Source organism: Ureibacillus manganicus DSM 26584, from assembly GCF_000772945.1.
Lineage (GTDB): Bacteria > Bacillota > Bacilli > Bacillales_A > Planococcaceae > Ureibacillus > Ureibacillus manganicus.
Window position 1 is genome coordinate 56,091 of sequence record NZ_JPVN01000004.1, and the last position, 13,669, is coordinate 69,759.

Annotated in this window: 8 protein-coding genes; all 8 read right to left on the minus strand. The window is 38.3% G+C overall.

Annotated features, from left to right (window positions below; genetic code table 11):
* Positions 1–2: 2 nt before the first annotated feature.
* On the minus strand, positions 3–692 hold the full coding sequence (locus CD29_RS04080) for a response regulator transcription factor (protein ID WP_036183169.1): 690 nt from the start codon (positions 690–692) through the stop codon (positions 3–5).
* A 140-nt stretch (positions 693–832) separates the two neighbouring features.
* A complete protein-coding gene (tuf, locus tag CD29_RS04085) occupies positions 833–2,020 on the minus strand; it encodes an elongation factor Tu (RefSeq protein WP_036183171.1) in 1,188 nt (395 codons plus the stop codon).
* A 135-nt stretch (positions 2,021–2,155) separates the two neighbouring features.
* A complete protein-coding gene (fusA, locus tag CD29_RS04090) occupies positions 2,156–4,231 on the minus strand; it encodes an elongation factor G (RefSeq protein ID WP_036183174.1) in 2,076 nt (691 codons plus the stop codon).
* 200 nt (positions 4,232–4,431) lie between these two features.
* Entirely contained in the window at positions 4,432–4,902 is a 471-nt protein-coding gene (gene rpsG, locus CD29_RS04095) for a 30S ribosomal protein S7 (protein ID WP_036183176.1), read from the minus strand.
* Positions 4,903–5,056: 154 nt separating this feature from the next.
* The gene (rpsL, locus tag CD29_RS04100) at positions 5,057–5,476 is read right to left on the minus strand and encodes a 30S ribosomal protein S12 (RefSeq protein ID WP_036183178.1); all 420 of its coding nucleotides are present in this window, start codon (positions 5,474–5,476) and stop codon (positions 5,057–5,059) included.
* 100 nt (positions 5,477–5,576) lie between these two features.
* Positions 5,577–5,825: a ribosomal L7Ae/L30e/S12e/Gadd45 family protein gene (locus tag CD29_RS04105; RefSeq protein WP_036183181.1), complete on the minus strand. Its 249-nt coding sequence runs from the start codon at positions 5,823–5,825 to the stop codon at positions 5,577–5,579.
* 222 nt (positions 5,826–6,047) lie between these two features.
* A complete protein-coding gene (gene rpoC, locus CD29_RS04110) occupies positions 6,048–9,737 on the minus strand; it encodes a DNA-directed RNA polymerase subunit beta' (RefSeq protein ID WP_036183185.1) in 3,690 nt (1,229 codons plus the stop codon).
* A gap of 139 nt (positions 9,738–9,876) precedes the next feature.
* The gene (gene rpoB / locus CD29_RS04115) at positions 9,877–13,443 is read right to left on the minus strand and encodes a DNA-directed RNA polymerase subunit beta (protein WP_197061734.1); all 3,567 of its coding nucleotides are present in this window, start codon (positions 13,441–13,443) and stop codon (positions 9,877–9,879) included.
* Positions 13,444–13,669 lie beyond the last annotated feature (226 nt).

Here is a 13,669-nt window from a genome sequence, read left to right on the forward strand (position 1 = left end):
TGTCACCTCTTTTGTGTTACTGCCATATATCCTAGTCCTTTTTTAGTTACGATGACATCAATAAGCCCAATCTCTTCAAGTTTAATCCTTAATCGATTCACATTCACTGATAATGTATTGTCATTAACAAATCGTTCATCATCCCACAACTTCCTCATTAACTCATCCCTTGACACTATATGGTCCACTTGCTGGACAAGTACACGTAATATAAAAAGTTCATTTTTAGTTAGCTCAATTGATTGGTTGTGATGATTAATTGTTCCTTTTGCGTAATCAATGATAGCATTATTCCATCGAGCAATATCTGTTTGTTCATCTGAATAGTCATATGTACGACGAAGTAATGCCTGCACCTTTGCTAGAAGAACTTCCATATGAAATGGTTTTTGAACAAAATCATCTGCACCTAATTGCATTGCCATTACCATATCCATTGGATGATCACGAGATGATAAGAAGATAATAGGAACTTTTGAAAAAGCTCTAATTTCTCGACACCAATGGAATCCATCAAATGCAGGAAGCTGAATATCAATAATGACTAAATGAGGTTTTTCCTCTAAAAAATAATCCATCACTTTTTGAAAATCTATTGGACCTACAACTTCAAAAGTCCATTGTTGAAATCTGTCTTGTATTGTTTCAAAAATTGATGGATCATCTTCAATAAGTAAAATTTTAAAATCCACAGATTTTCACCTCTCATTAGTTTACATTGTAACATGTATTTCCAATAGATAATGTAAAGAAGAATAGTAAAAAATCTTAAAATAAAAAAACCAACTCTAAGGCGTCCCTTAAAGTTGGTTTTAAAGCTAATAAAAGCTAATTATTTTTGGATAGTAGCTACTACACCAGCGCCTACAGTACGTCCACCCTCACGGATAGAGAATTTAGTACCTTCTTCAAGAGCGATTGGAGAGATTAGTTCTACAGTCATTTCGATGTTGTCACCAGGCATAACCATTTCTACGCCTTCTGGTAAGTTGATAACACCAGTTACGTCAGTTGTACGGAAGTAGAACTGAGGACGGTAGTTAGAGAAGAATGGAGTATGACGTCCACCTTCTTCTTTTGATAAAACGTAAACTTCAGCTTTGAAGTTTGTATGTGGAGTGATTGAACCTGGTTTAGCTAATACTTGTCCACGTTGGATTTCTTCACGAGCAACACCACGTAATAATGCACCGATGTTGTCTCCAGCTTCAGCATAGTCTAATAATTTACGGAACATTTCTACACCAGTTACAGTTGTAGATTTAGCTTCTTCAGCAAGACCGATAATTTCTACTACGTCTCCAACTTTAACTTGACCGCGTTCAACACGACCAGTTGCAACTGTTCCACGACCAGTAATAGAGAATACGTCCTCAACTGGCATCATGAATGGTTTGTCAGTTTGACGTTCTGGAGTTGGGATATAGCTATCAACAGCATCCATTAACTCAACGATTTTTTCTTCCCATTCTGGTTCACCTTCAAGAGCTTTAAGAGCTGAACCTTTAATTACAGGAATGTCATCACCAGGGAAGTTGTATTCAGAAAGTAGGTCACGGATTTCCATCTCTACTAATTCTAATAATTCTTCGTCATCAACCATATCACATTTGTTCATGAATACTACTAAGTAAGGAACACCTACTTGACGAGAAAGTAAGATGTGCTCACGAGTTTGTGGCATTGGGCCGTCAGCAGCAGAAACTACTAAGATACCGCCGTCCATTTGTGCAGCACCAGTGATCATGTTTTTAACATAGTCAGCATGTCCTGGGCAGTCAACGTGTGCATAGTGACGAGTTTCAGTTTCATACTCTACGTGAGAAGTATTGATTGTGATACCACGTTCTTTTTCTTCTGGAGCGTTATCGATATCTGCATAAGATTTTGCAGTACCACCCATTTTTTTAGAAAGAACTGTAGCGATTGCAGCAGTTAAAGTAGTTTTACCATGGTCAACGTGTCCGATTGTACCAACGTTAGCATGCGTTTTCGAACGGTCAAATTTTTCTTTAGCCATTAGAGAAAGCCTCCTATAATCTGTTTTATTGTTTTTTTATATGTTACAACTGTTTGGCAAGAATGTCATTCTCACCAAACAATCATAGCTTACAAATTATTTATACTTGATACAAGGTGAAATTTCAAATATTAATTATTCACCTTTATTTTTTTTGATAATTTCTTCAGCAATTGATTTAGGTACATCTTCATAGTGATCGAACACCATTGAGAATACACCACGACCTTGAGTTGCTGAACGTAATGTAGTAGCATATCCGAACATTTCAGCAAGTGGTACCATAGCGCGAACTACTTGTGCATTACCACGAGCTTCCATACCTTCTACACGACCGCGGCGAGAAGTGATGTTACCCATGATATCACCAAGATATTCTTCAGGAACTACAACTTCTACTTTCATGATTGGCTCTAAAAGAACCGGACTACATTTTGATGCAGCAGCTTTAAGTGCCATAGAAGCAGCAATTTTAAATGCCATTTCGTTCGAGTCAACATCATGGTAAGAACCATCATATAATTTCGCTTTAATATCGATTAATGGATAACCAGCGATTACACCGCGGTCAAGTGAGTCACGAAGACCCGCTTCAACTGCAGGAATGTATTCACGAGGAACAACCCCACCGACTACTGCGTTTTCGAACTCAAATCCTTTACCTTCTTCGTTTGGAGAGAACTCAATCCAAACGTCACCATATTGACCACGTCCACCAGATTGACGAGTAAATTTACCTTGAACTGCCGCAGAACCACGGAAAGTTTCACGGTAAGAAACTTGAGGAGCACCTACGTTACATTCAACTTTAAATTCACGTTTCATACGATCAACTAAGATATCAAGGTGCAATTCACCCATACCAGAGATGATTGTTTGACCAGTTTCTTGGTCTGTGTGTGCACGGAAAGTTGGATCTTCTTCTTGAAGTTTTTGTAAAGCTTGACCCATTTTATCTTGGTCAGCTTTCGATTTCGGTTCAACTGATAAAGAGATAACTGGTTCTGGGAAATCCATTGATTCTAAAATCACATGGTGTTTCTCATCACAAAGTGTGTCACCAGTTGTAGTATCTTTAAGACCTACAGCAGCAGCGATATCTCCAGCGAATACTTTTGAAATTTCTTCACGAGAGTTAGCGTGCATTTGAAGGATTCGACCTACACGTTCACGTTTACCTTTTGTTGAGTTTTGTACGTATGAACCTGATTCTAAAATACCAGAGTATACACGGAAGAATGTTAATTTACCAACATAAGGGTCAGTCATAACTTTGAAAGCAAGTGCTGCAAATGGTTCTTCATCGTTTGCATGCTTTTCAACTTCTTCACCATCATCATCAATACCTTTAATTGCTTCTACGTCAGTTGGAGCTGGTAGATAGTCAACTACAGCATCAAGCATTAATTGTACACCTTTGTTTTTGAATGAAGTTCCACAAACAACAGGATAGAATTGAACTGAAAGAGTTGCTTTACGGATACCCGCTTTTAACTCTTCTAGAGTAATTTCTTCACCTGCGAAGTATTTCTCCATTAGTTCTTCATCTAGTTCTGCAACAGCTTCAATCAATTTTTCACGATATTCTTCAGCTTGTGCTTTATATTCTTCTGGAATATCACCAACCGTGATATCAGTACCAAGGTCGTTACCATAAGTAGTAGCTTTCATTTCAACTAAATCGATGATTCCTGAGAATTGATCTTCTGCACCGATTGGTAATTGAATTGGGTGAGCATTTGCTTGTAAACGATCATGTAGTGTTCCTACTGAATATAGGAAGTCTGCACCGATTTTATCCATTTTATTTACATATACAATACGTGGTACTCCATAAGTTGTCGCTTGACGCCATACAGTTTCTGTTTGAGGCTCAACACCTGATTGAGCATCAAGTACTGTTACTGCACCATCAAGTACACGTAAAGAACGCTCAACTTCAACAGTGAAGTCTACGTGTCCTGGTGTATCAATGATGTTAACACGGTGTCCTTTCCATTGAGCTGTTGTCGCAGCAGAAGTGATTGTAATACCACGTTCTTGCTCTTGCTCCATCCAGTCCATTTGAGAGGCACCTTCGTGAGTTTCGCCGATTTTATGGATTTTACCTGTGTAATAAAGGATACGCTCAGTTGTTGTTGTTTTACCAGCATCAATATGGGCCATAATTCCAATATTACGTGTATTCTCTAGTGAAAATTCGCGTTTCATAGGAAAATTTTCTCCTTCCAATTTGGTTTAGACTATATTGTAAATATGCCTAAGCATATTTTATCCAATATTTCAAAAGAATGATTACTCGAGTTGCATTCTTTACGAAATCTTTGAAAAGCGCTTAGGCTGTTAACATCATTTTGTCAAACAAAACAATGTTAAACTAGTACTAGCAAGAAGCTAGTACATAGTCTAAATTACCAGCGGTAGTGAGCGAATGCTTTGTTTGCTTCTGCCATTTTGTGCATATCTTCACGTTTTTTAACTGAAGCTCCAGTGTTATTAGATGCATCTAGAATTTCGTTAGCTAAACGTTCTTCCATAGTTTTTTCACCACGAAGACGAGAATAGTTAACTAAATAACGAAGACCTAAAGTAATACGACGTTCTGGACGTACTTCAACTGGTACTTGGTAGTTAGAACCACCAACACGACGAGCACGTACTTCAAGTACTGGCATAACGTTGTTTAAAGCTGCTTCGAATACTTCTAATGGTTCTTGACCAGAACGTTCTTTCACTAATTGGAACGCACCGTATAGAATTTTTTCAGAAGTACCTCTTTTACCATCAATCATCATTTTATTGACTAAACGAGTTACTAGTTTTGAATTGTAAATTGGATCTGGTAACACGTCACGTTTGGAAACAGGACCTTTACGAGGCATGTGTTTTCCTCCTTTCGAAAATTATCTCTTTTATATATTTCAAGTTGCCCGTTGTATTTTCTACAATTGATTTTGAATCGTGCGCACGATTCATATGAACTCAAAATCGTGTATATCAACCAACAAGGCTATCTAATTGTTTTAGAAAACTAAATTATTTTTTCTCTTTTGGACGTTTTGTTCCATATAGAGAACGAGATTGCATACGGCCGTTAACACCAGCAGTATCAAGAGCACCACGAACGATATGGTAACGTACCCCTGGTAAGTCTTTTACACGTCCACCGCGGATTAATACTACGCTGTGTTCTTGTAAGTTGTGACCTTCACCAGGAATGTAAGCAGTAACTTCGATTTGGTTTGTTAAACGAACACGAGCATATTTACGTAACGCTGAGTTAGGTTTTTTAGGTGTCATTGTACCAACACGAGTACAAACTCCACGTTTTTGAGGTGATTTAACATCTGTTAAAGATTTTTTAAAGCTGTTATATCCTCTGTTTAACGCTGGTGAATTTGATTTCGTGCTTTTTGATTTACGAGGCTTACGTACTAATTGGTTAATTGTAGGCATCGGTTTTTCCTCCCTTCATTCTTTCATGTAAATCCACATATCCAGGTGGTTCATTTTTTGGGTAAAAAACAAAGTCTTTGTGAATCAAACACAAAAACTATTAACGAGCAATTGCAACAATTGCAGCATCTACGGAGATACCACATGCTTTACCAAGCTCTTTTTTTGACTTAACGAGATTGATCGGTATACCGATTTCTTTCGCAAGAATTATAACTGGATCGGTTACTCGGGCTTCTGCATCAAGCGCAACGACAAGTTCTTCTACTTGGCTAGCTTTTATAGCTTTAATTGCTTGTTTTGTCCCTATGATTGTTTTACTAGCCTGTTTGACTTTTTCATAAGACATTTGCATATCCTCCGAAGTACAGACAGTTAACTATCAACCTTAAGTATATTATCACTACTAAAATAAACTGTCAAATGTTTTTTTAGAAAAACACGATTTTTCGCCAATGATAGCGAAAATCGATGTTTTTCTTATGCGGATTTCCATAAAAGCTTAAATTAACTATCCGCGATTAAATTCCAAGGAGAAAGTTTCTCCTTGGAATGATTTTATTCTATTTTATTACTCAGCAGATGTAAGTTCTTCCATTGCATCTACTGAATCTTCTTTGATTTTAATTTGACGGTAACGTTGCATACCTGTACCAGCAGGAACAAGTTTACCAATAATTACATTCTCTTTCAGACCAAGAAGCTCATCACGTTTACCTTTAATAGCAGCGTCTGTTAACACACGAGTTGTTTCTTGGAATGACGCAGCAGATAAGAATGACTCAGTTTCAAGAGATGCTTTTGTAATACCAAGGATCACTGGGCGGCAAGTTGCAGGTACTTTACCAGCAATAATTATTTCCTTGTTTGCTTCAGTAAATTGGTGGATATCTAGTAATGAACCTGGTAGTAAATCTGTGTCTCCTGCTTCAATAACGCGAACTTTACGAAGCATTTGACGCACCATTACTTCAATATGTTTGTCTCCAATTTCTACCCCTTGCATACGGTAAACTTTTTGTACTTCTTTTAATAAATACTCTTGTACTGTAGCAACATCTTTTACTTTTAAGAGTTGTTTTGGATCAATTGAACCTTCAGACAGAATTTGACCTGGGTTCACAAATTCACCAATTTGAACTTTTATACGAGCGTTATATGGTGCTTGGTATTTACGCGTTTCAATTTCGCCTTGAATTGTTATTTCTTTTAAGCCTTCACGAATTTCGTCAATTTCAATAACGTTACCTTTTATCTCTGAAATAACTGCTTGCCCTTTAGGATTACGAGCTTCAAAGATCTCTTGGATACGTGGAAGACCTTGTGTAATATCGTTACCAGCAACCCCACCTGTATGGAATGTACGCATTGTTAACTGTGTACCAGGTTCACCAATCGATTGAGCTGCAATAATACCTACTGCTTCTCCTACTTCGACTTCTTCACCTGTTGCTAAGTTGATACCATAACATTTTTTACATACACCATGTTTTGTGTTACATGTGAATGCAGAACGAATTGTCACTTCTTCAATACCAGCATCTATAATTACACGAGTAACATCTTGTGTAATTAACGCATTGCGTTCAACGATTACCTCACCTGTTTCAGGATGGTAAATCGTTTTCTTCGCATGACGGCCCTCAATACGCTCATCAAGACCTTCAATAATTTCAGATCCTTCTCTTAATGCGCCGATAGTTAATCCACGGTCTGTTCCACAATCGTCTTCACGAACGATAACATCTTGTGCAACGTCTACTAAACGACGAGTTAAGTAACCAGAGTCAGCTGTTTTTAATGCTGTATCGGCAAGACCTTTACGAGCACCATGCGTCGAGATGAAGTATTCCAATACCGTTAAACCTTCACGGAATGAAGATTTGATTGGAAGTTCGATAATACGACCAGCCGGGTTGGCCATAAGACCACGCATACCAGCAAGCTGAGTAAAGTTAGATGCGTTACCACGGGCACCAGAGTCACTCATCATGAAGATTGGGTTTGTTTTTGGTAAAGAGCCCATAAGTTTAGACTGGATTTCATCTTTTGCTGCTGACCAGCTAGAGATTACTCGGTCGTAACGTTCTTCTTCAGTAATCAGACCTCGACGGAATTGTACAGTTACTTTATCAACTTTTTTCTGCGCTTCTTCTAGGATTTCACCTTTATTCGGTAATACCACGATATCAGATACACCTACAGTGATACCTGCTTTTGTTGAGTATTTAAATCCTAAGTCCTTCATACGGTCAAGCATTTTAGACGTTTCTGTAATGTGGAAACGCTTGAACACTTCCGCAATGATACTACCTAAGAATTTTTTACGGAATGGGTTAATTAATGGAGCATCATCAAAGTGTTTTTTCAACACAGTTTGACGTTGAACAGTGATTTTTTCTTGTTCAGATAATGCACTGTATCCTTCGCTTGCTTCCACTTCTTTTAATAACTCATCTTCAATTCTTAAGTTAGTGAAATATTTATCTGGAGTTCTTTGCTCTAGATTGTATTCTGTTGGCTCATTGATATAAGGGAATGTTTCAGGAAGAATTTCGTTGAAAATTACCTTACCAACAGTAGTAATTAAGAACATTTGATTTTGTTCTTCAGTAAATGTTTGGTTGTTTAATGAACTAGCCTTAACTGCAATACGAGTGTGTAAATGTACATGACCAGTTTGATATGCAATTAACACTTCGTTTGGTCCATAGAAGACAGCACCTTCACCGCGTGCCCCTTCACGTTCTAGAGTTAAGTAATAGTTTCCTAATACCATATCTTGTGAAGGTGTAACAACCGGTTTTCCATCTTTAGGGTTAAGGATGTTTTGTGCAGCTAACATTAATAGTCTCGCTTCAGCTTGAGCTTCTGCAGAAAGTGGTACGTGAACCGCCATTTGGTCACCATCGAAGTCAGCGTTATAAGCTGTACATACTAGAGGGTGAAGACGAATTGCACGACCTTCAACTAATGTTGGTTCGAACGCTTGAATACCAAGTCGGTGTAATGTCGGTGCACGGTTTAGTAAAACTGGGTGCTCACGAATGACATCTTCTAACACATCCCAAACTTCGTTGTGTAGACGTTCGATTTTTCGTTTAGCGCTTTTAATGTTATGAGCTAAACCACGCTCAACTAGTTCTTTCATAACGAAAGGCTTGAATAATTCGATAGCCATTTCTTTTGGAAGACCACATTGATACATTTTTAAGTTTGGTCCTACTACGATAACGGAACGACCTGAATAGTCTACTCGTTTACCAAGTAAGTTTTGACGGAAACGACCTTGTTTCCCTTTTAACATATGAGAAAGTGATTTTAAAGGACGGTTACCTGGTCCAGTCACTGGGCGACCACGACGGCCATTGTCGATTAACGCATCAACTGCTTCTTGAAGCATACGTTTTTCGTTTTGAACGATGATGCTTGGAGCACCAAGATCCAGAAGACGTTTTAAACGATTGTTACGGTTAATTACACGACGATATAAATCGTTTAAGTCAGATGTTGCAAAACGACCACCATCTAATTGCACCATTGGACGAAGCTCAGGTGGAATTACTGGTAAAACATCTAAAATCATCCACTCTGGTTTGTTTCCAGAATTACGGAATGATTCAATTACCTCAAGACGTTTAATCGCACGTGTACGACGTTGCCCTTGCGCCGTCTTCAATTCTTCTTTTAATAAAGATGTTTCATCTTCTAAATCAATTAGTTCTAGAAGTTTTTTAATCGCTTCAGCACCCATTGCAGCTTCGAAACTGTTACCGAATTTTTCACGGTATGCACGATACTCTTTTTCAGATAGTAGTTGTTTCTTTTCTAAACTAGTACCTGCAGGATCGATTACTACATAAGAAGCAAAGTAAATTACTTCCTCTAAGGCACGAGGTGACATATCTAATATTAAGCCCATACGGCTTGGAATCCCTTTGAAGTACCAAATATGTGAAACTGGCGCAGCTAATTCAATATGACCCATACGTTCGCGACGTACTTTTGCTCTAGTTACTTCAACACCACAACGGTCACAAACAACACCTTTATAGCGAACACGCTTGTATTTTCCGCAATGACATTCCCAATCTTTCGTTGGTCCGAAAATACGTTCACAGAAAAGTCCATCCTTTTCTGGTTTTAGCGTACGATAGTTAATCGTTTCTGGCTTTTTAACTTCCCCATAAGACCATGAACGGATTTTATCTGGTGAAGCTAAACCGATTTTCATATATTCAAATTCATTAACGTCTATCAAGGAGCCTACCTCCCTTTAGTATAAGTCCTTTGACTCTCTTTTCGAAGCTCGACATCGATTGCAAAATGTATTCTTTTGCTCTATATAAACAAAAATGTTAGTTGCATCAGGCAAATTTTACGCCTGATGCATACTATTTTTATTCAAATGATTCTACTTTATCTTCTTCTTTATCGTTAGGCGGTAAAATATTTAGCGCATCCGCTGGTTGAAGGTCTTCTTCATCATCAAGATCACGAAGTTCAACTTCTTCATCGTTCACAGTTAACATTTTCACATCTAAACCTAAAGATTGAAGTTCTTTAATTAATACTTTGAAGGATTCAGGAACACCTGGTTCTGGAACACTTTCACCTTTAACAATCGCTTCGTAAGTTTTAACACGTCCAACAACGTCATCCGATTTAATTGTTAAAATTTCTTGAAGTGTATAAGCAGCACCGTATGCCTCTAATGCCCAAACCTCCATCTCTCCGAAACGTTGCCCACCAAATTGCGCTTTACCACCAAGTGGCTGTTGCGTAACAAGTGAGTAAGGTCCTGTTGAACGAGCATGTAACTTATCATCAACCATGTGTGCAAGTTTAATCATATACATGATCCCTACAGATACACGGTTATCAAATGGTTCACCAGAACGTCCATCATACAGGATTGTTTTACCGTCACGGTTCATACCAGCTTCTTCCATTGTCTCCCAAACATCTTCTTCGTTTGCTCCGTCAAATACCGGCGAGGCCATATGAACACCTAAGTAACGGGCAGCCATACCTAAGTGAAGCTCTAAAACTTGTCCGATGTTCATACGAGATGGTACCCCAAGTGGGTTTAACATGATATCTACTGGAGTTCCGTCTGGCATAAACGGCATATCTTCTTCAGGTAAAATTCTTGAGATTACCCCTTTGTTACCGTGACGTCCGGCCATTTTGTCCCCTACGCGAATTTTACGTTTTTGAACAATATAAACACGAACTAACTGGTTAACACCTGGTGGTAATTCGTCACCGTCTTCACGGTTAAAGACTTTAACATCAAGTACGATACCACCTGCACCGTGAGGTACACGTAATGAAGTATCTCGAACTTCACGTGCTTTCTCACCAAAGATTGCATGTAATAATCGTTCTTCAGCTGTTAACTCTGTAACCCCTTTAGGTGTTACTTTACCTACAAGAATATCACCATCACGAACTTCAGCACCAATTCGGATAATACCACGATCATCCAAGTTACGTAGTGCATCTTCACCAACGTTTGGAATATCACGTGTAATTTCTTCTGGCCCTAATTTTGTATCACGAGACTCAGATTCATATTCTTCAATATGAACAGAAGTATAAACGTCATCACGAACAAGTCTTTCATTCATAATAACGGCATCTTCATAGTTAAATCCTTCCCAAGTCATGAAAGCAACAAGTACGTTACGACCTAGAGCAAGTTCGCCTAATTCCATAGATGGTCCATCAGCTAAAATGTCAAGAGGTTTAACGCGATCGCCAACCTTTACAATTGGACGTTGGTTAATAGAAGTACCATGGTTTGAACGAGTAAATTTTTGAAGCTTATATTTTACTAATTCACCTTTTACCTCTTTACCATCGATTTCTTCGATACGACGAACATGAATTGAACGCGCTTCTACATGTTCAACAATTCCATTGTGTTTACAAACTACTGCAGCACCTGAGTCACGAGCATCTACATGTTCCATACCCGTTCCAACAAATGGAGCTTCAGGGTTTAATAATGGAACCGCTTGACGTTGCATGTTCGCACCCATTAACGCACGGTTTGAGTCGTCATTTTCCAAGAAAGGTATACATGCTGTCGCAGCTGATACTACTTGTTTTGGAGAAACATCCATATAGTCAACACGGTCTCTTTTAAATACTGTGTTGTCACCACGGAAACGTCCTAATACTTCTTCATTAGTAAATGCTCCATCTGGATCTAATGGTGAGTTTGCTTGAGCAACAATATAGTTATCTTCTTCATCAGCAGTTAAATAGTCAATTCGCGCTGTAACTTTACCAGTTTCAGGATCTACTCGACGATATGGCGTTTCAATGAAACCAAATTTATTTACTTTTGCATATGATGAAAGTGAGTTAATTAACCCGATATTCGGTCCCTCTGGAGTTTCAATTGGACACATACGACCATAGTGAGAGTAGTGAACGTCACGTACTTCCATACCAGCACGTTCTCTCGTTAAACCACCAGGTCCTAACGCAGAAAGACGTCGTTTATGTGTTAACTCTGCTAAAGGATTTGTTTGGTCCATGAATTGTGATAATTGAGAGCTACCAAAGAACTCTTTAATAGACGCAATTACAGGACGAATATTAATAAGTTGTTGTGGAACGATTGAAGCAGTGTCGTTGATTGACATACGTTCACGAACAACACGTTCCATACGGGATAAACCGATACGGAATTGGTTTTGTAACAATTCACCTACAGAACGTAAGCGACGGTTACCTAAATGATCGATATCATCAGTGTTTCCAATGCCATGTAGTAGGTTAAAGAAATAAGACATTGAAGCAAGAATATCCGCAGGAGCTAAATTCTTCACTTCTTCATCTACATAAGCATTTGAAATAACATTAATTTCTTTTTGTGCTTCATCATTTGGTGCAAAAATCTTAATGGATTGTACAGTTATATCTTCTTCTAGTACGCCACCAACTTGTGATAACGTGCGGAATCCAATACCGTTTTCCAAATAAGGAATTAAACGATCCAAGTTACGACGATCTAATACCGTACCTTTTTCAACAAGAATTTCACCTGTCTCTGGATCTACAAGAGTTTCTGCAACCGTTTGGTTAAATAAACGGTTTTTGATGTGAAGCTTTTTATTCATTTTATAACGTCCAACATTCGCTAAATCATAACGTTTAGCATCGAAGAAACGGGAATATAATAAACTTTTCGCGCTATCTACTGTAGGTGGCTCACCTGGACGTAGACGCTCATAAATTTCTAATAATGCTTTTTCAGTGCTGTCAGTATTATCTTTTTCTAGGGTATTACGTAAATATTCGTTATCACCTAAAATATCGATAATCTCTTGGTCTGAACCAAAACCTAAAGCACGTAGTAGAACCGTTGCAGGAAGTTTACGTGTACGATCAATACGTACATAGACAACATCTTTTGCATCCGTTTCATACTCAAGCCATGCTCCACGGTTTGGAATAACCGTTGCACCGAAGCCTTTTTTACCATTTTTATCTGTTTTATCGTGGAAGTATACACTTGGTGAACGTACTAACTGGGATACAATTACACGTTCTGCCCCATTAATAACGAAAGTACCTACTTCTGTCATTAACGGGAAATCTCCCATGAACACATCTTGCTCTTTTACCTCATCTGTTTCTTTGTTATGCAGGCGCACCTTTACTCGTAATGGTGCTGCATAAGTTACGTCTCGCTCTTTACACTCATCTACATCATACTTAGGTTCACCTAAAGTATAATCGATGAATTCAAGCGAAAGATTACCAGTAAAATCTTCGATCGGCGAAATGTCACGGAACATTTCACGCAATCCTTCTTCAAGGAACCACTCGTAAGATGCTGTTTGGATTTCGATTAAATTCGGAAGCTCCAGCACCTCTTTAATACGCGCAAAGCTTCTACGCTGGCGGTGTTGTCCGTACTGAACTAGTTGACCCGTCAACTTATTCACCCCTCATTAAAGCGATAATAGGTCTTTGCAAAATCATCAATTTAGTGTATGATTTCCAAAGACAAAAAGAAAACGAGACTTTTCTTTGACCTCATTTTCGGTTAAACTAAACTTATCCATGGCAAGTATACCCACCAAATTGGAACTGCATACAAATGGGCATACTACCACAAAATAATAATTTTGCATTTTATTATGTTATCATAGGCAATTTGTCAAGTCAATA